Source organism: Clostridium sp. UBA2485 (assembly GCF_002341865.1).
In the GTDB taxonomy this organism is placed as follows: domain Bacteria; phylum Bacillota; class Clostridia; order Clostridiales; family Clostridiaceae; genus Clostridium_J.
Genome location: NZ_DDOV01000038.1, coordinates 24,824 through 49,635, shown reverse-complemented (window position 1 = coordinate 49,635; position 24,812 = coordinate 24,824). Strand labels below are relative to the sequence as shown.

Annotated in this window: 21 protein-coding genes; 19 read left to right on the top strand and 2 right to left on the bottom strand. The window is 28.6% G+C overall.

The features are described from left to right. Nucleotides 1–162: 162 nt before the first annotated feature. The 10 genes from dltA to B3603_RS06840 all read left to right on the top strand — a co-directional run bounded on the left by dltA (nucleotide 163) and on the right by B3603_RS06840 (nucleotide 9,435). Entirely contained in the window at nucleotides 163–1,677 is a 1,515-nt protein-coding gene (gene dltA / locus B3603_RS06885) for a D-alanine--poly(phosphoribitol) ligase subunit DltA (protein WP_291562398.1), read from the top strand. Then, nucleotides 1,677–2,834 carry a D-alanyl-lipoteichoic acid biosynthesis protein DltB gene (gene dltB, locus B3603_RS06880; RefSeq protein ID WP_291562395.1) on the top strand — a complete coding sequence of 386 codons (1,158 nt, stop codon included), beginning with the start codon at nucleotides 1,677–1,679 and terminating at the stop codon, nucleotides 2,832–2,834. Before dltA ends, dltB begins: the two co-directional genes overlap by 1 nt. Nucleotides 2,835–2,852: 18 nt before the next feature. Further along, nucleotides 2,853–3,086 (top strand): D-alanine--poly(phosphoribitol) ligase subunit DltC, encoded by a 234-nt coding sequence (gene dltC, locus B3603_RS06875; RefSeq protein WP_039634785.1) that lies wholly within the window; start codon nucleotides 2,853–2,855, stop codon nucleotides 3,084–3,086. Between the two features lie 3 nt (nucleotides 3,087–3,089). Continuing rightward, nucleotides 3,090–4,262, top strand: a complete 1,173-nt coding sequence (gene dltD / locus B3603_RS06870; RefSeq protein WP_291562392.1) for a D-alanyl-lipoteichoic acid biosynthesis protein DltD — start codon at nucleotides 3,090–3,092, stop codon at nucleotides 4,260–4,262. Nucleotides 4,263–5,082: 820 nt separating this feature from the next. Further along, the gene (locus B3603_RS06865) at nucleotides 5,083–5,226 is read left to right on the top strand and encodes a hypothetical protein (protein WP_291562388.1); all 144 of its coding nucleotides are present in this window, start codon (nucleotides 5,083–5,085) and stop codon (nucleotides 5,224–5,226) included. Then, nucleotides 5,189–5,707: a S4 domain-containing protein gene (locus B3603_RS06860; protein ID WP_291562387.1), complete on the top strand. Its 519-nt coding sequence runs from the start codon at nucleotides 5,189–5,191 to the stop codon at nucleotides 5,705–5,707. The genes B3603_RS06865 and B3603_RS06860 overlap by 38 nt, the downstream gene beginning before the upstream one ends. Before the next feature lie 221 nt (nucleotides 5,708–5,928). Continuing rightward, nucleotides 5,929–6,750 (top strand): MerR family transcriptional regulator, encoded by an 822-nt coding sequence (locus B3603_RS06855; protein ID WP_291562385.1) that lies wholly within the window; start codon nucleotides 5,929–5,931, stop codon nucleotides 6,748–6,750. 260 nt (nucleotides 6,751–7,010) lie between these two features. Then, entirely contained in the window at nucleotides 7,011–8,117 is a 1,107-nt protein-coding gene (locus B3603_RS06850) for a VanZ family protein (RefSeq protein ID WP_291562383.1), read from the top strand. Between the two features lie 462 nt (nucleotides 8,118–8,579). Then, complete coding sequence (locus B3603_RS06845) at nucleotides 8,580–8,774, top strand: hypothetical protein (RefSeq protein ID WP_291562379.1); 195 nt, start codon at nucleotides 8,580–8,582, stop codon at nucleotides 8,772–8,774. Nucleotides 8,775–8,784: 10 nt separating this feature from the next. Continuing rightward, nucleotides 8,785–9,435, top strand: a complete 651-nt coding sequence (locus B3603_RS06840; protein WP_291562376.1) for a Fic/DOC family protein — start codon at nucleotides 8,785–8,787, stop codon at nucleotides 9,433–9,435. 226 nt (nucleotides 9,436–9,661) lie between these two features. On the opposite strand, the gene B3603_RS06835 is transcribed toward B3603_RS06840, so the two are convergent. Next, nucleotides 9,662–11,467, bottom strand: coding sequence for a glycerophosphodiester phosphodiesterase (locus B3603_RS06835; RefSeq protein ID WP_291562372.1), 1,806 nt, complete (start codon nucleotides 11,465–11,467; stop codon nucleotides 9,662–9,664). 295 nt (nucleotides 11,468–11,762) lie between these two features. Between B3603_RS06835 and B3603_RS06830 the strand changes: the two genes are divergently transcribed. The 8 genes from B3603_RS06830 (at nucleotide 11,763) to B3603_RS06795 (ending at nucleotide 20,551) form a co-directional block, all read left to right on the top strand. Then, the gene (locus B3603_RS06830; protein WP_291562369.1) at nucleotides 11,763–12,995 is read left to right on the top strand and encodes an NAD(P)/FAD-dependent oxidoreductase; all 1,233 of its coding nucleotides are present in this window, start codon (nucleotides 11,763–11,765) and stop codon (nucleotides 12,993–12,995) included. A 7-nt stretch (nucleotides 12,996–13,002) separates the two neighbouring features. Then, a complete protein-coding gene (locus B3603_RS06825) occupies nucleotides 13,003–13,296 on the top strand; it encodes a Rieske 2Fe-2S domain-containing protein (protein ID WP_291562366.1) in 294 nt (97 codons plus the stop codon). Nucleotides 13,297–13,455: 159 nt separating this feature from the next. After that, a complete protein-coding gene (locus B3603_RS06820) occupies nucleotides 13,456–14,022 on the top strand; it encodes a glycerol-3-phosphate responsive antiterminator (protein ID WP_039634800.1) in 567 nt (188 codons plus the stop codon). 239 nt (nucleotides 14,023–14,261) lie between these two features. Continuing rightward, complete coding sequence (glpK, locus tag B3603_RS06815) at nucleotides 14,262–15,764, top strand: glycerol kinase GlpK (RefSeq protein ID WP_291562360.1); 1,503 nt, start codon at nucleotides 14,262–14,264, stop codon at nucleotides 15,762–15,764. 231 nt (nucleotides 15,765–15,995) lie between these two features. Continuing rightward, nucleotides 15,996–17,435: an NAD(P)/FAD-dependent oxidoreductase gene (locus B3603_RS06810; protein ID WP_291562357.1), complete on the top strand. Its 1,440-nt coding sequence runs from the start codon at nucleotides 15,996–15,998 to the stop codon at nucleotides 17,433–17,435. 14 nt (nucleotides 17,436–17,449) lie between these two features. Then, nucleotides 17,450–18,709: an NAD(P)/FAD-dependent oxidoreductase gene (locus B3603_RS06805; RefSeq protein ID WP_291562355.1), complete on the top strand. Its 1,260-nt coding sequence runs from the start codon at nucleotides 17,450–17,452 to the stop codon at nucleotides 18,707–18,709. Nucleotides 18,710–18,711: 2 nt separating this feature from the next. After that, entirely contained in the window at nucleotides 18,712–19,059 is a 348-nt protein-coding gene (locus B3603_RS06800) for a DUF1667 domain-containing protein (protein WP_291562352.1), read from the top strand. Nucleotides 19,060–19,075: 16 nt separating this feature from the next. Then, nucleotides 19,076–20,551 carry an NAD(P)/FAD-dependent oxidoreductase gene (locus B3603_RS06795; RefSeq protein WP_291562349.1) on the top strand — a complete coding sequence of 492 codons (1,476 nt, stop codon included), beginning with the start codon at nucleotides 19,076–19,078 and terminating at the stop codon, nucleotides 20,549–20,551. 49 nt (nucleotides 20,552–20,600) lie between these two features. Here B3603_RS06795 and B3603_RS06790 read toward each other — a convergent pair whose 3' ends face one another. Then, entirely contained in the window at nucleotides 20,601–21,338 is a 738-nt protein-coding gene (locus B3603_RS06790) for an AAA family ATPase (RefSeq protein ID WP_291562347.1), read from the bottom strand. Between the two features lie 514 nt (nucleotides 21,339–21,852). Between B3603_RS06790 and B3603_RS06785 the strand changes: the two genes are divergently transcribed. Beyond that, entirely contained in the window at nucleotides 21,853–24,585 is a 2,733-nt protein-coding gene (locus B3603_RS06785; protein ID WP_291562344.1) for a heavy metal translocating P-type ATPase, read from the top strand. Nucleotides 24,586–24,812 lie beyond the last annotated feature (227 nt).

Here is a 24,812-nt window from a genome sequence, read left to right as displayed (position 1 = left end):
CAAGGAGGATTACATTCATAAAATGTTAACAATGTTTTTTATTTTAATTAATATTACGATAATTTTTAATATTGTCATAATTTGTCGCAAATTGACTGTGTTTCTTATAAAGAGTATAATATCACTAGAAATATTCAAAAACAAGTAATGCTGGAGGGAAAAATGGAGTTTTTGCGAAGATTAAAACAGTATGCTTTAACGAATAAAATAGCTCAGATTTATAATGAAGAAATGTTAACTTATAGTGAACTAGATTCTAAATCTGATGCTTTAGCATGTTATTTTATTGAGAAATATCAAGATAACCATGAGAAAAGACCAATAGTTCTTTATGGACATAAGGAAAATGAAATGTTAATTGCAATGGTTGCTTGTTTAAAAACGGGGCATGCATATATACCAATTGATATTACATTTCCATTAGAAAGAGTTAATCAAATTATTGAAGAAAGTAATTCACAGCTCTTAATTACTTTTAGAGAGTTACCAATTGAGAGTACAAAAGAGCTCACAGTTTTAAAAAAATATGATATAGAATTAGTTTTTGAAGATTTTAAAAATAGTATTATTTCAGAAGAAAATTGGGTAAAACCAGAAGAAAATTGCTACATATTATTTACATCTGGAAGTACAGGTAAGCCTAAAGGTGTTCAAATAAATAGAAAAAACATTGAAGCTTTTACTAACTGGTTTGGAGAATACTGTAATGTTCAGAATGAAAATGCTTTTATTATGAATCAAGTATCCTATTCCTTTGATGTTTCTGTAATGTCTGTATACATAGGGCTTTCATCAGGAAAAACATTATATGTAATAGATAAGGATACTATAAGTAACTTTAAAGCATTGTATAAAAGTTTAAATGAGTCTAATATAGCACTTTGGATATCTACTCCATCTTTTGCTGAAATTTGTATAACTGATGATAGTTTTAATAAGAAGCTTATGCCAAGCCTTGAAAAGATGATTTTTGCAGGAGAAGTACTTACTAAAAACTTAGTAACTACACTTAAAGAAAGATTTCAAGACGTGGAAATTATCAACGGTTATGGACCTACTGAGGCTACAGTTTTAATAACTGCAGTTGAGGTTACTGATGACATGTTACACAGTGATCTTTCAATACCAATCGGATATAAAATACCTTCATCTGAAGTGAAGATATTAGATGAAGATATGAAAGAAGTTCCCAAAGGAGATAAAGGTGAACTAGTTATACTTGGAGATAATGTAAGCATAGGTTATTTAAACAATGAAGAGATGACTAGAAAAAACTTTATTAAAGAGAATTCAGTTTGTGGATATAAAACTGGGGACTTAGTGTATGAAAAAGACAATCTTATATATTACTGTGGAAGAAAAGATTTTCAAATAAAGTTAAATGGGTATAGGATAGAGATTGAAGATGTTGAAAATAATATTAAAAAGGTATCTAATGTACAAAATGCAGTAGTACTTCCAGTATATAATGGAGAAAAGATATCTCATTTAACAGCTTTTGTAGTCTTAAAAGAAAAGAATGAATTATCAAATCTAAAGAATGGAATTCTTATAAAAAATGAGCTTAAGGAACTAGTTCCATCATATATGGTACCACGTCAAATAAAATTTAAAGAAAGTTTTTTTATGAATACAAATGGAAAAATTGACAGAAAAGTATTGATGGAGGAACTATAATGAATTTGACACAATATGGAGATATTTTTTATTTTTATATTCTTTTAATAGCATTAGTTCCAGCTTTTATATTAGGATATTGTGAAAAAAGAATTAAATACTATGGGATGATAGTTTCTGTATTTATGATTTTTGTAATGTTAGGTGGAGATAAAAAGCAAAGTATTAGCTTTATAGTCTTTTATTTAAGTGAAGTAATACTTATTTACCTTTACTTGTATATTAGGAAGAATACAGAAAGTAGGATATTGTTTCACATAACTATATTGCTATCTTTAGCGCCACTTATATTAAGTAAAATATCTCATAGGCTATCTTTAGGAACTTTAGGATTTATAGGACTATCTTATGTAACTTTTAAAGTTTTACAAATTATCATAGAAGTTTATGACGGAATAATCAAGGAAATAAAATTCGTTGATTTAACTTATTTTATTATATTTTTTCCGGCATTTAGCTCTGGTCCAATAGATAGGCTAAGAAGATTTAATGAAGATTTAAGTGCAAAAATATCAAGAAATGAATATCTTGATGATTATTTTATTCCAGGGATAAAAAAGATAGTTCTTGGTTTAGGATATAAGTTTATAATAGGGGAAATTATTTATACATATTGGTTATCAAAAATACCAGCGGATATAACATTTGTGAATTCATTAAATTATATGTATGCTTATAGCTTATATCTATTCTTTGATTTTGCAGGATATAGTTTGTTTGCAGTTGGGACAAGCTATTTTTTAGGCGTGAAAACCCCTATAAACTTTAATAAACCATTTATAAGTAAAGATATGAAGGAATTTTGGAGTAGATGGCATATGTCTCTTTCTTTTTGGTTTAGAGATTATATATATTCAAGATTTGTGCTTCAAGCTAGAAGAAAAAAATATTTTAAAAATAGGTTGACAGCATCTCATGTAGCACAGGTTATAACTATGACTATAATGGGAGTTTGGCACGGGACAAAGTTTTTTTATTTAATTTATGGATTATATCAAGCTTTTGTGTTAATAGGTACAGATATATATCAGAGAAAATCTAAATTTCACAAGGCTAATAAAAATAAAAAATGGTATCAAGGCATATCTATATTTATCACATTTAATATAGCTTGCTTTGGACTGTTATTATTCTCAGGATATTTATATAATAAGTAAAAAATTAGAGGTGTTATTATGGAAAATACAGTATTAGAAATTTTAGAAGATATATGTGGAACAGATGAGTTTAAAGAGGATTTAGATATAAATCTATTTGATGCAGGTTTATTAGATTCACTTGGTAGTATAGAAATATTATTAGAATTAGAAGAAAGATTAGGTATAAAACTTCAACCAACAGAGCTTGAGAGAAGTGATATCGAAACACCAAATAATCTAATTGCTTTTCTTAAAAAGAAAGGGTTTTAGAAAATGAAAAGGCTTAGACCCATTATTATTTCCATTTGCATTTTAATAATGTTTGTATTTACTTTTGACTTTATAATATCAAGAAAGCTTGAGAGTGCTTACAATAATTCAGTGGCATCACTATATGGAAATCCAGTTAAAGATAAAGGGTTGTTTTTACAAGAGGAGGCCTATGAAAAAAATAACCTTATGCTATACGGGTCATCGGAGTTAGGTGTTGAGCTGAAGCAAAATCCTAGGGAATTTTTTCCAATTAGTGAATTTAACTACATACCTAATATAATAGGAAAAGGTAATGTTCAAAATCTTGAACATACTATAAATCTAGGAGGAATAAATCAGAAGCTAGATAAGAAAAAAATTGTATATGTAGTATCATTGCAATGGTTTCAAAATAAAGCAGGTATTGAAAGTGATAAATTTAATGCCTTATTTTCTGAAGTGCAATTTTATAACTATATGAGAAATAAAGCTATAAGTAAGGAAAATAAAAAGCAAATAGCTAATAGAGTTTATGAGTTAACTAAGGAATCAAAAGAAAATAAATATGCTAATTTATATGCAAAACTATATACTAATGATGATTTATTAAGTAATATAAAATCTGCATTATTAAAGCCATACTATTCTGGAAGACAGTATATATTAGGTATTAAAGATAAGATTAATTCATATAAGTTGCTTAAAGAGACACCAAGTAAAGCAATAGCTGTTAAAGAGATTAATTGGCAAAATGAATATGAAAAAGCAGAGAAACAAGGAAAAAAAGCAATTACTAAAAACAATTTTTATATTGAGGATAAGTATTTTAATACTTATCTAAAAGATAACTTAAAAAAGTTAGATGGACATTATAAAAATAGTAAGCTTGATGTATCAACGGAATATAAAGATTATGAGCTATTCCTAAAAAGTTGCAAAGAGCTAAAAGCAGAGCCATTAATAGTTATAATGCCCGTTAACGGGTATTGGTATGACCATATGAAATTAGATAAAGTAGAAAGACATAAGTTTTACAATAGAATTGAAAAAATGGCTAATGATTACGGCTTTAAGGCATTAAATTATTCAAATAAGGAATATGAAAAATATTTTATGAGTGATGGAATGCATTTAGGCTGGAGAGGATGGTTAAAAATAAATAATGATATTAAAGAATATTTTACAAAAATATAGAAAAAGTGAAATTGCACAAATAGCTTTATATTCTACTATATTAATAGGACTATTTTTAATATTAGTTTTTAAAAATTCTCCAGAAGCATCATACATTTATAATCAATTTTAAAAATACTACATAAAATAAACCCTACCAATAATGGTAGGGTTTAAATTTTACTTCAAAAAAATTATAGTAGTGTATCTTTAAATTATTAAAGGTTCTATTTAAAATTTATAGATATTAAACACCTTAGTGGAATATACAATAATTTTCTGATTTTATTGACAATTTATTAATTTTATCATATATTATGAACTATAAAGATTAAATTTTGGAGGGCTTATAGTTATGAAACCAGCTAATTGCTAATTAAATTTTTATTTAATTAATAAAGAAGTTTTAAAACACCTAAGTAATTAGGTTTATTTGCTATGCTTCTTAAAAATTAGCAATTAGAAGGTAGAAAACTTATAGAGCTGGATTAATCTTAATTTTTTGCCCATAATTTATGGGTTAGCTTTGCTTTACTTAATTTGAAATTAAGAATTTAAAAAATTTAGGCTATAAGAGGAATTATCTTCTTATAGCCTTTTTAGGCATATTCAAAAAAATAATAAGCTAGTATGTTAGCCTATTTTGTATCATACTGTGTTGTCAGAGCCCGCACATAGAGACAACTATGGGCGGAACCTGACGCCTTGTCTGATACAAAGTATACTAACATCTTTAACTTCTTATTTTCTTTCATATGCCTTATGAAAGTAGGTGAAATCGTATGACTCCTTATTACAAAGTAGTGTATTCAAATCAATAAACAAGAGGAGTATAAAGTTTATGATTAATGCATTACTAGCTAGGATAGAGTTTATTATTGTTACAAACTTTAATGAACCGTCCCTTAAAATAAATATTCCTCTTGAAGTTTTAAGGAGAGAGGAATATGGAGAAAGTATTATATTTAAATTGGGAAATTTATAATAATAGTTTAGATAGTGAAGAAAGATATTGTCATAACTGTGGAAAAAAAGTTATATTTATAGATTCATTAAAAAGAAGACAAAATGCAAATGGAAAAAATATATTTCATTATGCCATATACAAATGTCCTAATAATCATACATGGAATAAAATGCTAAATACTTTTAAGGCAATTTCAGGATTAAATAATTTAGATGGTGAAGTTTATAAAAGAGAATCTAAAATAGATATGATATTTATAGAAGACTTAATTGCTAAAGGGTTTAATTATGTTGAAATAACTATTGATGTTATTGATGAAAAAATAAGATTGGATAAATTGGTATCAAATCAAATTTTAGATTTAAGTCGTTCTAAGATAGAAGAAGGGATTAAAAAAGGATTCATTTTAATAAATGAAAAATTAGTTAAACCTAAAACTATAGTTAGAGAAAAAGAGACAATTTCTTTGGAATTAAATAAATTTAAATTAGTAGAATAAAAAATTAAAAACTCTATTGACCCTCCTATAATAGGAGGGTTTATTATTTATTTAGAGGGAAATTATAAATAACTAAGAGAATTTTTAATTAATTATAAAGTTGAATTTACTAGGAAATATATCTAGATGTACAACGTACAATAAAAACTTTATATTTAGAAAAATCATAGTTTAAGTTATAATTTTTCTCTCATCCTCAATGTGCACAAGGAGGTAAATATATGATTAAAATAGGAGAATTCTCCAAAATAGGAAGAGTCTCTGTTAAAACTTTAAGACATTATGATGATATGGGACTTTTAAAGCCTGTAAAGATAGATGATTTTACGTCATATAGATACTATGATGTGGAGCAGCTATCAACTTTAAATAAAATACTACTGTTAAAAAGTTCAGGATTTTCTTTAAAGGATATTAAAAAGCTTTTTAATGAAAATTTAACTAATGAAGAACTAATCAAAGAATTAAAAGAAAAAGAAAAAGAGATAAAAGAAGAAATTTCAAAGTCTAATGATACATTAAAAGAAATAAATTTTCTAGTTGAATACTTAAATAAGGAGGAGTGTATGATGGATAATTATGATATAGTTATTAAAAAAGTAGAAGGATTTAAGGCAGCTTCTGTTAGAGATGTAGTAGAAAGCTATGGAGAACAGAGTAAATTGTGGAGTGAACTTAATCAACATGTATTTGCTAATAAAGGTAAGGTAAGCGGGCCATGCTTTAGCATATATCATGAATACGGATATAAAGAAAAGAATGTGGATACGGAAGTGGTAGAGCCTATAGAATTTGATATACCTGAAAGTGACAAAGTTAAAGTAAAATATTTCGAACCTGTAGAAAACATGGTTTGTTGTATTCATAAAGGTTCTTTTAAAATGATTGGCAAATCTTATGAATTCGCATTAAAGTGGATTGAAGCTAATGATTATGAAATAGCAGATAATATAAGAGAGGTATATCTTGTAGGAATGGGCAATTCTAATAATGAAGATGATTATATGACAGAAATTCAAATACCTGTAATTAAAAAGAAATAGATTAAAAGCGTGGATAAAATTCCACGCTTTTAATTTATTATATGAACTATTCCATATAATTCAATCCTGATTAGTTATCAGGATTTTTCTATGTGACATTAATGTAACTTACTATTACAGTAAATATATATTAAAATATATTCAGATGAGAATTACAGTTAGTGATAATTATTGGTATAAATATTTCATAATAAATAGAGTTACACTAAAGCTTATATTAGATATTTTTAATAACTTAAGATGAAAAGGAGATGATTTAAATGAGTGTATATTTTCAATCTATTTTTACAGCATTTGCAACATTTTTAGTACTTGCTTTTGCACTGACTGTTCCTTTTCTTATTTATCAATATAGAAAATATAATTATATAAATAAATTTAGAGCATTAATATTATATTCTTTTTTATATTATTGTTTAGTGGCATTTTATCTAATAATTTTACCATTGCCACCTACTCGTGATACTTGTAGTTGGATACCAGCTGGTAGGCAGTTTTATCAATTAGTACCTTTTAATTTTATAAAAGATATTATAAAAGAAACATCAGTAGTATTATCAAATCCTGCAACGTACTTAAGAATTCTTAAAGAACCTGCGTTTTTACAAGCATTTTTTAATGCTATATTACTATTACCAATGGGAATATACTTAAGATATTACTTTAAAAGAAATTTAAAACAAACAGTAGTTATATGCTTTTTAATATCTTTATTTTTTGAAGTAACACAATTAACAGGAATATATGGAATATATAATTGCCCATATAGACTATTTGATGTTGATGACTTAATGTTAAATACTTTAGGTGGATATTTAGGATATTTAATAACACCTGTATTTTCATATTTAATGCCAAGACAAAAACTTTTAGATAAGGAAATAAATGAAGATATTATAAGGGTAGGATATATAAGAAGAGCATTAGCTTTTAGTGTAGATTGGTTTATACTTGATATAGTATTGCATTATTTTGGAGATAAACAAAATATACTTGCTAATGGAATAGTGGTGTTCCTATATTTTATAGTGCTACCTTATGCAACTAACGGTAAAACACTAGGAAAAACTTTAGTTAGGATAAGAATAAAAGGTACAGAGGAAAAACTAAAATTTAAAGAAGTTTTAATAAGATATTCAATCCTATATTATGGCGTCTTTGGCTATATGAATTTTGCTACACAATCTTATTTAATAAATACAAACCCATATATACAAGCAGGATTTGTAATATTATTAATACTAGCTTTACCTGTATTTGGAATACATCTAATTCTTCAAATGATAAGAAGAGATATATTATTTTATGAGAAAATAAGTAAAACTAGAAACGTAGTTATTTCAAAAGGTAAAAAGGCATCTCAATAATGGCCTGATTCGCCTAAAACACTTATTTTAAGAATATAACTAAAATACTTCCTATGAGAAAAGTATAGAAATTAAGTATATGCTTTTTTCATAGGAATATTATTTTATATAGGAAATCTAGAGATAAAAATAGTAAAATTTATATTATTTACTGCTTTTTTATTTGAATATTTAATTGATAAAAGTATTTTTTAGAAATTTATTAGGTTTTTATAGAATTATTTATATAATAAATTTCACTAGTGTTTAATTATTTATATTATTTAGAATGTGCTAAAATTATAATATAATAGAGATAATGTATTTAGATTATTAAAATCATATAAATTTTCAGAATAAACTGTTAATATCGAAGCGAAAAATAAATCTTTTATATTTTTAAACGGTGAGATATATGATTTTATATTTTTATTTTATAGAAAGTATATGAGTAAATATATTATGAAGTTGGAGTGATAGAAATTGAGTACAAGTAAAGATGAAAGAAAAGAAAGATTAAAAAAAGTACGGTCAGCAATTGCAATTAATTCGATAGATGGAGTTGAGCCTTCAGAGGAATGTAAAGAGATGCTGGAAGACTATATAAAGGGCAAAACTGAGATTGAAGATAACATCAAGAAACTAATTGAAAAGTATAAAGTACCTGAAAGCAAATAGAGGTGATATTATGGCAGATTCATATTTGTATAAAGGTACAAATGTACTTATTAATAAGTTAAACATAAGAGATTTAGAAACATTAAATCAAGCAGAAGCAGATTTTACAGTACAGAGATTAGTTACTGTTGATGATAAGGTAGATATCAAGGAGTTTAACTTTGAACATATGAAAAAAATCCATAAACATATTTTTCAAGATTTATATCATTGGGCAGGGGAAATACGAACTATAAATATGAGAAAAGCGGAATTTGTTTTAGATGGGATGTCAGTAGAGTATTCAGATTTTAGTTTAATTAAAACTGATATAGAGAAAGCAATAAATAAATTAAATCGTATCAATTGGGATGAAATGCCGTTAGATCGAAAAGCAAAAGAATTTACAGAAATAATCGCTGAAATTTGGAAAGTTCATCCTTTTAGAGAAGGCAATACAAGAACAACAATGAAATTTGCTTGTCAGTATGCAGAACATCATGGATTTCCAATGAAAGAGACATTATTTGAAAAGAATAGTAAATGTTTAAGAGACTCTTTAGTATTAGCTTCAATAGGGCAGTATTCAGAAAATGATTATTTAGAGAAAATAGTAAAAAGATCTATGGAAATAGGAGCGAAAGAGGGGAAAAAAACTCTAGAATATGATTATGATAGATAAACAATTAATCTTGATTCTTTAAAATAATATATAATAAACTTTCAGTATATTTATAATATTAAAATATTACTTGGTTTCTTAATGCCATTTTATAAAAACTCAGTTATAATTAAATTTATATTAGTATGAAAATAATTTTGTGGCTATCCATTTTGGATAGCCACAATTAATAATAAAAAATCATTTTAGTAAGAACCTAGTTTCCACCTTCATACATAGTAAGAAATCAGTTTTCTTTCATTTCCGCTACTACTTCTTTAGCAGTAGGAACATCATCTGTAACTATTCCATCTACACCTAGTAGATAAAAGTTTTCCATAGAACTCTTACTATTTACAGTCCATACATATATAGGTTTATTTAGTAATCTAGAAGCATGTATAATTTTATCTGTTACTAAGGATTCTTCTATTGTTAAAAAGTCAACTTCGATAAATTCAACTTTAGGAAGTCCAGCATATATTATATATCCTACTTTAAGTTTAGGCTCAGTTTTTTTTATTTCTTTTAAAATAGGAAAATCTGTAGATTGAACTACACATTGGTCTAGGAAATCATTATCTTTAATAATCTCTATAAATTTATTAACAAAGTCTTCTTCGTCTCCATGTAACTTTACTTCTATATTTAGCTTTATTTTTCCCTTAGAAAACTTGATAACTTCATCCAAAGTGCTAATTTTACCTGTAAAATCACCTTGCTTTAATGTTATTTCTCTTATTTCATCTAAGGTAAGTTCAGAGATATTAGCATTAACTTTCCCAAGCCTTTTTAAATTAAAATCATGTATTACTACAAGTTCATTATCTTTAGTTTGAATCGCATCTATTTCAGCATAATCAGCTTTTTCATTTATAGCTCCTTCTATTGCTTCTAGAGTATTTTCCACACCATGTAATGAACTTCCTCTATGCGCCATAATTACTAAATCTGTATAACCACCTTCAAAAGGATCTATAACTATAGGCAGGACAAAAGAAATAATTACAAATGGCAATAAAAGAAAAACAACAAAGGATTTTTTATATTTAACTAAAAAGCTTTTTGTATTGTCATCAGCAGTTTTTATATTCTTCTTTTCAATATTGATTTCATTTTTATCACATCTATCTAAATACAACTTAGTTGTAAGATTTATATAAAAAGGTGTAATTATTGATGTAGAAATATAAAAAGCAATAACCACTAAAGCAAAGAAAATGGATGTTACTACGGAAGAAATAACACTTTCCTCTGCAATTATATTACTTAGTAAAAGGTAAATTAATATTAATACAAAGGCTAATAGAGATATTAATAAAAGCATAAATAACACATATATAAATATACTTACTAACACTCTTAGCGCAATTTTAAAGTAATTCCCTTTAACCATTTTACTGCTTTTTTTAGCAGCAGATCTAAAATTGTTATTTCCTTCAAGTACTATAATATGAAGAGAATAAATCCATCTAATATTTAAATATATAATAATAGCAAAAGTTATTGTATAAGATATTATCCCAGTTGTAGTTTTAAATAACTCTCCTGATATAAAGTTAGGTATTTCTATAGAAGGTAAAAGAGTAGAACCTATGCCTATATTTAATAATGGAACTAAAAGAAGAAGGTACGTTGCGATTCCTAAAATTCCATATTTAAATATAGAAGGTAAATATCCAAGAGATTTTATAAAAGCATCTCCTATGAGAACCCTTTTTCCCTTATTGCTATAATAAGAAATTATAATAAGCATAGAAAATTCTAAGAAAATAAGAATTATAGCTATAGGAAGTAGTATTAAAACAGTTAAAAATCCATATCTACTAAAACCAAATCTTAAAAGCTCATTATTAGTGATTGCTTTAAAACCTGCAATAGATAATAGTCCATTAAATATCATAGAAATCATAGGAATAAATACTACCATAGCTAAAAGTTTATATATTGTTTCAAAAATAAGGTTTTCCCAATAGGTAAACATCAATCTATTATAAGAATGCAAAAATAATTTAAATGCAGAAGTTTCTCTTATGTTTTTCTCATTTTTCATTTGATACCCCACTATATAAATATTTTAATTCATATTTCATAATTTATAATTATAGTTAAAATTAATTCAAAACTTCTCCGTTATAGGAGAAGTTTCCTCAATTGTGAATTGTTAAAAGAATATCTCTAATTATAACATTTTATAACATTAAAAATGTAAATTATTTTAATATATCCATCAACTTTAAAGCTAACATCATCATTTTATAATTATAAACATATAATAATTATAAAATTAGCATTTTGTAAATAATAATCCTCTTATTTGTAAAAATTAATATAGAGGAGGGGATATTATGATAAATATAAATAAATCTCTATGGTTAGACACTACAAAAACTACAAATTATGAAAAATTAAATGGTAATTTTGAAATTGATATTGCAATAATAGGTGGTGGACTTGCAGGGATTAGTACTGCTTATATGCTAAAGAAAAGTGGATTTAATGTTGCAGTATTCGAAGGAAATAGAATTGGTGAAAATGGTACGGGAAATACTACTGCAAAAATAACTTCTCAGCATGATTTAATTTATGATAAGCTCATTAATGATTTTGGAAAGGAAAACGCTAGACAATATGCAGATGCAAACCAATCAGCAATTAAAAAGATAAAGGAGATTGTTGAAGAAAATAATATTGATTGTGACTTTGAAGAAAAAATAGCTTGTGTTTACACAGAATCTGAGGAATACATAGATAAAATAGAAAAAGAAGTAAAAGCAGCCACAAGTTTAGGAATATCTGCTGAGTTTGCTAAGAAAGTAGCTCTCCCTTTTGATATAAAGGCAGGAGTGGTTTTTCATAATCAAGCACAATTTCATCCTAGAAAATATCTTTTAGCTTTAGCAGAAAAGATAAATGGGGACGGATCATACATATTTGAACATACTAGAATTTTAGATGTGGATAAAGAGGATAAAAAACTAATTCTTTCAACCAAAGATGAAAAGATAACTGCAAATAAGGTTATAGTTGCAACTCATTTTCCTATTTTAAATAGTCATGGTCTCTATTTTGTAAGAATGCATGGAGAGCGTTCTTATGTATTAGGATTAGATACTAAAAATATAAATATAGATGGAATGTATATAAGTGCAGAAAAGCCTAAAAGATCTTTTAGAACACAAAAACTAGGTGATAGAGATATATTGCTGTTAGGTGGAGAATCCCATAGAACTGGAGAGTTTTATAATACTGAGAAATGCTATGAGGCATTAAAGACATATGGAGAAAAACTCTATGACAGCATGGAAATTATATATAAATGGTCAGCACAGGATATGACACCATTAGATGGAGTACCTTATATAGGGCAGTATTCAGCTAATACAGAAAATTTATATGTAGCTACAGGATTTCAAAAGTGGGGAATGACTAGCTCAACTGTTGCAGCAATGATTATTACTGATTTAATAAGTACTGGTAAAAGCCCTTGGATAGATGTTTATACTCCTTCAAGATTTAATGTAGCATCATCAATTAAGGAGCTNNGGGAATGCTTCCAAGTTCACACAAAGATATACTAAAGGAAAATTGGATTATCCTGAAAAATCTATTAGTAATGTAGGTAAAGGTGAAGGGAAAGTAGTTGAATATGATGGAAGAAAAATAGGTGTATATAAAGATGAGCAAGGTAATTATTATGGTGTGGAGATAATATGTCCTCATATGCAATGTGAGCTTCAATGGAATAATAGTGAAAAAAGCTGGGATTGTCCTTGTCACGCTTCAAGATTTACTATAAAAGGTGAAATAATAGAAGGACCAACAGTAAAACCTTTAAGAGTAGTGGACATAGATAAAGAGAAAATTAAAAATAAGGGTTAATAGCAGAAATATATAAGTAAAAATTAACAGTGCTATTGAGAAAAGTTGCATAAATTCACAATAATTTATGCAATTTTTTATAAATATGAGGAAAAACCTTTTCATTTACTTTATTTTATGTAACAATTATATTATAATAAATAGTAAGAAGGTATTAAGATGGGAAAGTTGTTTTATGAAGCTTTAGAAGATGTACCTGTAGTATCCGCTGTTAAGGATATGGAAGGACTTGAAAAAGCATTAGAAGCTGATTCGAAGGTTGTGTTTATTCTATTTGGTGATATATGCAGCATTAGAACCATAGTTAAGAAAGTTAAAGATAGTGATAAAATAGCCATTGTTCACATTGATTTAATTGACGGACTTTCAAATCGAGATATTATAATAAATTTTTTAAAAGAGAATACGGAAGCTGATGGAATTATAAGCACTAAAGCTAGTATGATAAAAAATGCTAAGGAGCAAGGGCTTATAACAGTACAGCGATGTTTTATACTAGATTCATTGTCCCTTGAAGGGAGCAAAAAACATATGAATTCTGGATATGCAGATGCTATTGAAATTTTACCTGGTGTTATGCCAAAGATTATAAAAAGGATAGTTAGTTTTTCTAATCTACCAGTTATTGCTGGAGGATTAATTGAAGATAAAGAAGATATAATGATGGCACTTCAAGCAGGAGCCACGGCAGTATCTTCAACAAAAAATGAAATATGGTTTATGTAGTAAGAGATTAAGAGATAAACTACAAAAACAAAACGCCTTTTTAGGTGTGTTGTTTTTGTAGTTTTTTGTTTTCTACTTATTGAATAATTGGTGAAAAATAAAAGGATTATTTTGTGCCATAATTGTCCATTGTCAATTCTCAATTATTTCAAGTTGTAAATTCAAATGCATAAGACAGTAGCGATATTCGGCTATACATTAACTTTGTAAATTTAATATATATGATGGGGGAGTATCACATGGAAAAGTATATTGTAGCATTAGATCAAGGTACGACTAGTTCAAGAGCAATAATTTTTGATAAGGAGCAAAATATTCTCGAAATTGCTCAAAAGGAAATTACACCTATGTATCCTCAAAAGGGATGGGTGGAGCAAGATCCTATGGAGATTTATGCATCTCAATATGGAGTTTTAACAGAGGTTTTAGCAAAGACAGGATTGTTAGCAGAGAATATAGCTGCTATAGGAATTACAAATCAAAGAGAAACTACAATTTTATGGGACAAAGAGACAGGAAGACCGGTTTATAATGCTATAGGCTGGCAATGTAGAAGAACAGCAGAAATATGCGACAAACTAAAGGCAGATGGCTGGGAATCATATATTAGAGAAAATACAGGGCTTGTTGTAGATGCATATTTTTCTGCCACAAAAATTAAGTGGATTTTAGATAATGTTGAAGGAGTTAGAGAAAAAGCTGAAAAGGGAGAAATATTATTTGGAACAGTAGATACTTGGCTTGTTTGGAAACTAACCAATGGAAAAGTTCATGTAACAGATTATACTAATGCGTCAAGAACAATGCTTTTTAACATTAGAACATTAAAATGGGATGAAAAAATATTAAAAGCCTTAAATATACCTGAAAGTATGCTTCCAGAGGTTAAAAATAGTAGTGAAATTTATGGAAGAACTAACCTTGGTGGAAAAGGTGGTACAAGAGTACCTATATCAGGTATAGCAGGAGACCAGCAAGCAGCACTATTTGGTCAAGCTTGCTTTGAAAAGGGATCTGCAAAAAATACATATGGCACAGGATGCTTCTTACTAATGAACACTGGTGACGAAATAATACAAAGTAAAAATGGACTTATAACAACAATTGCAATTGGAATTGACAATAAAGTTCATTATGCTCTTGAAGGAAGTGTATTTGTTGGAGGTGCAGTTATTCAGTGGCTTAGAGATGAGCTTAGAATAGTAAATGACTCAAATGATACAGAGTACTTTGCTCAAAAGGTTAAAGACAATGGTGGAGTTTACATAGTTCCTGCATTTACTGGACTTGGAGCGCCTTATTGGGATATGTATGCTAGAGGAGCTATTTTTGGATTAACAAGAGGAGCAAATAGAAACCACATAATAAGAGCTGCGCTTGAATCTATAGCTTATCAAACTAAGGACGTAATTGATGCAATGATAGAGGATACAGGCCTTGAGCTTGAAGAACTAAAGGTTGATGGAGGAGCAAGTTCAAATGGATTTTTACTTCAATTTCAATCAGATATTTTAGGGAAAATCGTAAGACGACCACTTATAAGGGAAACTACTGCATTAGGCGCAGCTTATTTAGCAGGGCTAGCTGTAGGCTTTTGGAAAGATAAAGAAGAGATTATGGATAAATGGAATATAGATAATGAATACACACCAAATCTTGATGAGGAAACAAGACAAAAGCTTTACAAAAGTTGGAGAAAAGCAGTCATAAGAGCTCAAGAGTGGGAAGAACATGATGCTTAGAAATTAAGAATTAAGGATGAAAAATTAAAAATTATGGTTAATTTTTAACTTATATTGAAGATTCAAAAACAAATGTTATTTAAAGATGAAAAATTAGGTTAAATATTATTTTAAGAAAATTAGTTTATAAAATATAGTTATTAATTTCTCAGTTATGCTGAGAAATGTTCACAATTGTCCATTGTTAATTCTCAATTGTCAATTGAAATAACGCTTTGGGAGGAATTGTTTATGTATGATGTAGTAGTAATAGGAGCAGGAATAATAGGTGCTTCTGTAGCAAGAGAACTTGCAAAGTATGACTTAAATGTGAAGGTGTTAGAAAAAGAAAATGATGTTGCAAATGGGACAACAAAAGCAAATAGTGCTATTGTTCATGCCGGTTATGACCCTGAAAATGGAACTATGATGGCTAAGGTTAATGTTAAGGGAAATGAAATGTTTGAAGAAATCTGTAATGAACTAGACGTTCCCTTTGAAAGAATAGGTTCACTAGTATTAGCTTTTAACGATGAAGATTTAAAAACGATAAATACACTTTATGAAAATGGTACAAAAAATGGAGTGCCAAATCTTCAAATACTAACTAAAGAAGAAACTTTAAAACTGGAACCAAATATAAGCCCAGAAATAGCAGGAGCATTACATGCACCTACAGGGGGAATAGTAGGTCCATGGGAATACACAATTGCACTTATGGAAAATGCAGTTGTCAATGGAGTAAGGCTTCAACTAAGTGCTGAAGTTACTTCAATAGAAAAATTAGAAGATGGATATACAATAACTATTAATGATTCAGAGAAACCAATTTATACAAAATATATAGTTAATGCAGCAGGGATTTATGCAGATAAAGTTCACAATATGGTAGCTAAACCTGCCTATACTATTAGCCCTAGAAGGGGACAGTATTTTGTAATGGATAAAACACAGGGAGAATTAGTAAAGAAAACAATTTTTCAATGTCCAAATGAACATGGTAAAGGAGTGCTTGTTACACCTACAGTTCATGGAAATCTTCTTGTAGGACCAGATTCAGAAAGTATAGTAAATAGAGAAGACTTTTCAACTACAAGTGAACAATTAGACTTTGTTAGAGAAAAGGCTGCACTATCAGTTAAAAATATTGCTTTTAGAGATAGTATAAGAAATTTTGCTGGGCTTAGAGCTTATTCTGAAAGAACTGATTTTATTGTTGAAGAAGCAGAAGATGCAAAAGGATTTATAGATTTAGCAGGCATGAAATCTCCAGCATTATCTTCAGCACCAGCAATAGCTTTAGAAGCTATTAAACTTCTAAAAGATAGCGGTTTAGAATTTAAGGAAAATAAAAACTTTATAAAAGAACGTAAGCAAATAGTATTTATGGAGCTTTCACCAGAGAGAAAGGCTGAAATAATCAAGGAAAATCCGAGCTATGGAAGAATCATCTGTAGATGTGAAAACATAACAGAAGGAGAAATAATAGACAGTATAAGAAGACCAGTAGGGGCAACCACCCTAGATGGAGTTAAAAAGAGATGTAGGCCAGGAATGGGAAGATGCCAAGGTGGTTTCTGTGGCCCAAGAGTTCAAGAAATTTTATCAAAGGAACTTGGAAAAAATCTTGAGGAAATACTTCTAGATAAAAATAATTCTTATATTTTAACAGGTGAAACTAAAAAGAAATAGCAGGAGGCGTAAAAATGAATTACGATTTAGTAGTTATTGGTGGAGGTCCAGCAGGGCTTGCAGCAGCATTAGAAGCTTATAATAATGGAGTAGAAAATATATTAATCATTGAAAGAGATAAGGAACTTGGAGGAATATTAGAGCAATGTATTCACAATGGTTTTGGACTTCATACTTTTAAAGAAGAACTTACAGGACCTGAATATGCTCAAAGGTTTATAGATTTATTAGATAAAACTACTGTTGATGTTAAGTTAGATACGATGGTTTTGGATGTAAGATCAAACAAAGAAATTCATGCTATAAATTCAGAAGATGGATATATGATAATTAATACTAAGGCTATAATTTTAGCAATGGGATGTAGAGAGAGAACAAGAGGAGCTATAGCAATTCCAGGAGATAGACCTGCAGGAGTATTTACAGCAGGAGCAGCTCAAAGATACGTTAATATGGAAGGCTATATGGTAGGGAAAGATGTTGTTATATTAGGTTCTGGAGATATAGGGCTTATAATGGCAAGAAGGATGACACTTGAAGGAGCTAAGGTTCATGCTGTAGTTGAATTAATGCCTTACTCAAATGGATTAAATAGAAATATTGTTCAATGCTTAAATGATTATAATATTCCATTGTATCTTTCACATACTGTAACTAATGTAAAGGGTGATGGTAGAGTTCAATCTGTTGTCATTTCAAAAGTTGACGAAAATAGAATTCCTATAAAGGGAACAGAAATAGAATTTAAATGCGATACACTTTTACTATCAGTAGGATTAATACCAGAAAATGAAATATCTAAAAAAGCAGGCGTTGAAATAGATAGAAGAACTAGTGGACCTGTAGTAAATGAAAGTATGGAAACTAGTGCTGAAGGTATTTTTGCTTGTGGAAATGTAGTTCATGTGCATGACTTAGTTGACTTTGTTACTTCTGAAAGCCGAAGAGCAGGACGTAATGCAGCAAAATATATAAAAGGGGAAATTAAAAATAGCGAAGACTATATTTATATTAAAAATGGTAATGTTATAAATTACACAGTACCGCAAAAAGTAAGAGTAGAAAATCTTGATAAGGGAATAGATGTATTTATGAGAGTAAATAATGTCTATCAAGATGTTGTTATCAAGGTAAAAGCTGATGATAAAGATCTTTTAAGCTTTAAGAGAAAGCATATGGCACCAGGAGAAATGGAAAAAATAATGATTCCTAAGAGTATTCTCGAAAGCGTTAATAAAGATGAAATAATAATTTCTGTGGAGAAGGAGAGCTAATTATGACTAAAGAATTAATATGTATAGTATGCCCAAGAGGGTGTCATCTAGAAGTAGATGTAGACAATAATTATAAAGTTAGTGGTAATTTATGTCCAAGAGGTGCAGAATATGGGGTTAAAGAATTAACTTCTCCAACAAGAGTAGTAACTTCAACTGTTAAAATAAAGGGAGGAATTCATAATAGACTTCCTGTAAAAACTAATGGTGCAATACCTAAAGATTTAAACTTTCAATGTATGAAACTTTTAGATGATATTGAAGTATCTTCACCAATTAAAGTTGGAGATGTAATAATTGAAAATGTACTAGGAACAGGAATAGACTTGATAGCAACAAGAAATATGTAGCTTAGGGGAGAAGAGTATGATTTATGATGTAGCAATTATAGGGGCAGGAATTGTAGGCACAGCAATTGCAAGAGAGCTTTCTAAATATGATCTTTCTATTGCACTAATAGAAAAAGATGTGGATGTTTCTATGGGTGCTACAAAGGCAAATAGTGCTATAGTTCATGGAGGATATGCAGAAAAACACAGTACTTTAAAAGGGCAGCTTTGTTACAAGGGAAGAATGATGTATGAAGAGCTTGATAAAGAATTGAATTTTGGATTTAGAAAAACAGGCTCATTAGTAATAAGCTTTGAAGAGGATATAAAACCACTAGTAGGTCTTATGGCAAATGGAATTATGAATGACTGCCATGATTTAAGCATTATAAATAAACAAGAAATATTAAAAATTGAACCTAATATTAGCCCTAATGTAAAATATGCTCTTTATTGTAAAGGAGCAGGAGTATGCTCTCCTTATGAGATGGCAATTGCACTTGCTGAGAATGCTATAACAAACGGTGTAGAGTTATTCTTAAATAGCAAGGTTTTATCCATAGAAAAAGAAGATAATATTTTTAATATAAAGACCAACAATGGAAATTTTTCTTCCCGATTTATAATAAATGGAGCAGGTCTTTATAGTGATGAAATTTCTTCTATGGTAGGGGAGGATTATTTTAAAATTCTTCCTAGAAGTGGTGAGTATCTACTATTTGCTAGAGATACGGGAAAAGTTCTTAATACAGTAGTGTTTCAAATGCCTACCGCTTATGGCAAAGGTGTTTTGGCAACAAGCACCTATCATGGTAATTTATTAATAGGACCAGATGCTTCCGATGATTCAGAAAAAGATGATACTTCTACTCATATAGAAAGAATGAATAAAATATTGGAACTTGCTAAAGAAACTACAGATAAAATTGATATTAATAAATTTATAAGAAGCTTTACAGGTGTAAGAGCTAGAAGCAGCACAGATGATTTTATAATTGAAGAAACATCTACAAAGGGATTTATAAATGTTGCAGGAATTCAATCACCAGGACTTACCTCATCACCTGCTATAGCACTAATGGTTAAAGAAATATTAGAAAATGCAGGATGTGTTCTTAAGAAGAAAGATAATTTTATAGCTTATAGAAAACCTATAATTACTAAAAAAGATCTTAAGCCTTTTAGGGAAATAAAAGATAAGATAGATATAGATTCTTGCTCAGAAAAGATTATTTGCAGATGTGAGCAGGTAACAGAAGGAGAAATTGTAGATTCACTTCATAGAGGTATTAAGGTTACCACTATTGATGGAGTAAAAAGAAGAACCAGGGCCTCCATGGGTTGGTGCCAAGGAACCTTTTGCAGACCTAGAATAAAAGAAATAATAGAAAGAGAATATAATATTAAAATTGATGATAAAGAAGATATTGAATATAGTGGAGTAAATAGAGTAGGAAAGTCAGAAATATTAAAGCAGTTAGGTATACAAAATAATACAGACAATAATTTATAAAATAAAAAGCCGTGAGATGTCACGGCTTTTTTATTTATTAAGTTGTATATTAAAATAAATATTTGAAATATCTTTCTCTATTATCTAAAAAGTCTTTAGTAAGTTTAAAATGTTCAGTATCTTCATAGTTTATCTTCTTTATAAAATCACTATTAAAATCGTATATAATTGCATTTGGATAAGACATTATTATTGGTGAGTGAGTAGCAATTATAAATTGAGATTTTGTTTCATCTATAGTATCATGAAGTATTTTTAAAAAAGCTATTTGTTTTTCAGGTGACAATGCAGCTTCAGGCTCATCTAAAAGATAAATTCCTTTTCTAGAGAATCTATTTGTTATTACACTTAAAAAAGATTCACCATGGGATTGAGCATAAAGCTCTTTATTTCCATAAGCAGCATACACTTCATCTCTATCTATATAAAGGTCATTCGCCAAATCCTCAAGATATTCAGCATAATTAAATAAAGTTTCTGCTCTTAAAAAGAAGCCATTATTAATTTTAGGTAGCCATGATAAAGTCATAATAGAACTCAAAGATAAATCATCTAAAGTACTATTAAGTATGGAATTTTGGCTTCCACTTTTTGTTGAAAATCCAATTTTATGAGCAAGAGCCTCTAATAATGTTGATTTACCAGATCCATTTTCCCCTACTAAAAAAACTACATTATGTTCTGTATCTATAAAATCAGTATTCATTAATGATTTTATATTAAAAGGATACATATTCTTATCTTTTACTTTATTCCAATGAAAGGTTATTTTTTTTAAGTAACTCAATTCTTACACCCCAATAAAACTTCATAATTAAATATTATTATAAGTGTTAAGATAAATTTAATAAAGGTATTTAAATTAATAATTAATTCTAAGATGGGATAATTAACTACATAAATTCTTTTATCACATATTAATTTGTTAGTATTATCATTACCATTGTTGATAATACTAATAGTGCTTTTAAAAAGGTTTTAAAAATATAATTTTTAACGAAGATGTAGATAATGATATTTTAGCTATAAATTATAGTTTTACTATAATAACTAAGTAATAAGATATTTGGCAATAAAAGTATCAAAGAAATAAAATTTAAAAATATTACTAAAGTAAAGATATAGCGTAGATATCATCACATTTTTAAAATTATTGAGGTTAATTGAAATAAACAAAATTTGTTAAAAATCTATTAAAAATATGCTTTTTACCTATATTGACAGTAACAAAAAACAAGAGTATGATTATAATATAACATATGAATGATTGTTCATATGTTCAGATTAAAGGGGGTAGTAATATGGGTAAAAAGCAATTAATACTTGAGAATCTTGATTGTGCTAATTGCGCCTCAAAAATAGAGAATAAAGTAAAAGATAATAAAGACATAAAAGAGGTAACAGTAAACTTTATGACTAAAACTCTTACTTTTGAACCACATGATGAGGCTAATGTAAATAAAATAATAAATGAAATTAAAAATACAGTTAATAAGCTTGAACCAGACGTAGTTGTAAAAGAAAAAGCTAAGAAAAATAATATTAAAGCTAAAAAAGAATTTATATTAGAAAATTTAGATTGTGCAAATTGTGCATCTAAGATAGAAAATAAGATTAGAGAAATAAACGGAGTAGAAGAAGCAACAGTAAATTTTATGACTAAAACTTTAATTCTTAAGCCTAAAGATGGAGAAAATTTAAGCAAAATTGAAGAAGAAATAAAAGCTATAGTGAAAAAATTGGAGCCAGATGTAATTGTAAAAGAAAAAGCGAAGAAAAGTAATATCAAAGCTAAAAAAGAGCTTATATTAGAAAACTTAGATTGTGCAAACTGTGCTTCTAAAATAGAAAATAAAGTTAGAGAAATAAAAGGTGTAGAAGAAGTAACAGTAAATTTTATGACTAAAACTTTAGTTTTTAAACCTAAAGAAGGTGAAAACTTAAATAATATTAAAGAAGAAATAAAAGCTATAGTTAAAAAGTTAGAACCAGATGTTGTTGTTAAAGATAAGATAGGGAAAAAATCTATAGCAACTTTACAAACTAGAGGAACTAGTTGTTGTAGTGGTCATGACCATGATCATAATCATGATCATAGCCATGAACATCATCATGAGGAAGCTGCACATCACCATGGTGAAGAAGAGGAAGAGCATGGACATAGTCATGGGGATGGAAGTACTAAAAAAGCTATACTAAAGCTTGCGTTAGGTGGTGCAATATTTGCTACTGCGATGATTGGTAAATTTGATATCAATATAGAACGTGTAATGTTCCTAGTCGCTTACATTATAGTCGGAGGAGAAATTGTTCTTAGAGCATTAAAGAATATTACCCGTGGACAAATTTTTGATGAAAACTTTTTAATGACTATTGCAACTGTTGGTGCATTTGGTGTTGGAGATTTTGCAGAAGGTGTAGCAGTTATGTTGTTTTATCAAGTAGGAGAATTATTCCAAGACATAGCTGTAAATAGATCTCGTAAATCTATAAGTTCACTAATGGATATTAGACCAGACTTTGCAAACTTAAAGACAGATGGAGAAATAGTTAAAGTATCACCAGAAGAAGTTTCAGTAGATGACATTATAGTTGTAAAACCAGGAGAAAAGGTACCATTAGATGGAGTAGTCATTGAGGGAAAATCAATGTTAGATACATCAGCACTTACAGGGGAATCAATGCCACGTAACGTTGAAGAAGGAAATGATGTACTCAGTGGATTTATAAATCAAAATGGAGTAATTACCGTAAGGGTAACTAAAGAATTTGGAGAATCTACAGTTTCTAAGATATTAGATCTTGTACAAAACGCAAGTAATCGTAAAGCAAAAGCAGAGAATTTTATTACAAAATTTGCTAAATATTATACTCCAGCAGTAGTAATTATAGCAGCTGCACTAGCTATAATACCTCCAATATTTATAAGTAATGCAACTTTTGGAGAGTGGGTATATAGAGCCTTAGTATTTTTAGTTATTTCTTGTCCTTGTGCTCTTGTAATATCTATTCCTTTAGGATTTTTCGGTGGAATAGGAACAGCTTCAAAGCATGGTATTTTAATTAAAGGAAGTAACTATCTAGAAGCTCTTAACAATGTAGAGACAGTAGTATTTGACAAAACAGGAACACTTACTCAAGGAGTATTTAATGTTACAGAAATAAATTCATTAAATGGATTTAATAAAGATGAAGTTTTAAAATATGCTGCTTATGCAGAAAGCTACTCTAATCACCCTATTGCAGTTTCAATTGTTAAAGCATATGAAAATGAAATTAATAAAGATGATGTAAACAATTATGAAGAAATTGCAGGTCATGGAATAGTTGTAGAAGTTGAAGGTAAAAGGGTTGCAGCAGGTAACAATAAGCTTATGAATGCTGAAAAAGTAAAATTTGAAGAAACTGATTCAGTAGGAACAGTAGTATATGTGGCAATAGATAAAGTTTATGCAGGAAGCATAGTAATTGAAGATACATTAAAAGAAGATGCTATACAAGCCATTAGAAAATTAAAGAATAATGAAGTTAAAAATACTGTTATGTTAACAGGAGATAATAAAAAAGTAGCAAATAAGGTAGCAAGCCAACTAAAAGTTGATGAAGTTTACTCTGAATTACTACCACACGAAAAGGTAGAGAAACTTGAGAATATTGATAGTAAAAAATCATCAGGAAAGAATATTGCCTTTGTAGGTGATGGAATAAATGATGCTCCAGTTCTTGCAAGAGCAGACGTAGGTATTGCAATGGGTGGTTTAGGATCTGATGCAGCTATTGAAGCAGCAGACGTGGTTATCATGACAGATGAGCCTTCTAAAATAGCTACTGCAATAAAAATATCAAAAAGAACTAGAAAAATAGTTATTCAAAACATTGTATTTGCCTTAGGAGTTAAAGCCTTGGTATTAATTTTAGGTGCCTTTGGAATAGCAACAATGTGGGAAGCAGTTTTTGCTGATGTAGGAGTATCTGTGCTTGCTATATTAAATGCTATGAGAATAATGAGATTTAAGGCATCTTCAAAAAAATAATATACCAGTATGTTAGCCTATTTTCTATCATACTACGTTGTCAGAACCTGCCCATAGCATCACTATGAACAGAACCTAACGCTTTGTCTGATAATGAGGTATATTCAAAAAATAACTAGTCAGTATGCTCATCTATTTTGTATCATACTGCGTCGTCAGAACTCCATAATAGCTAAACTATCATGAAGATCTGTCTCCTTGTCTGATGCAAAATATATTTCGCATCT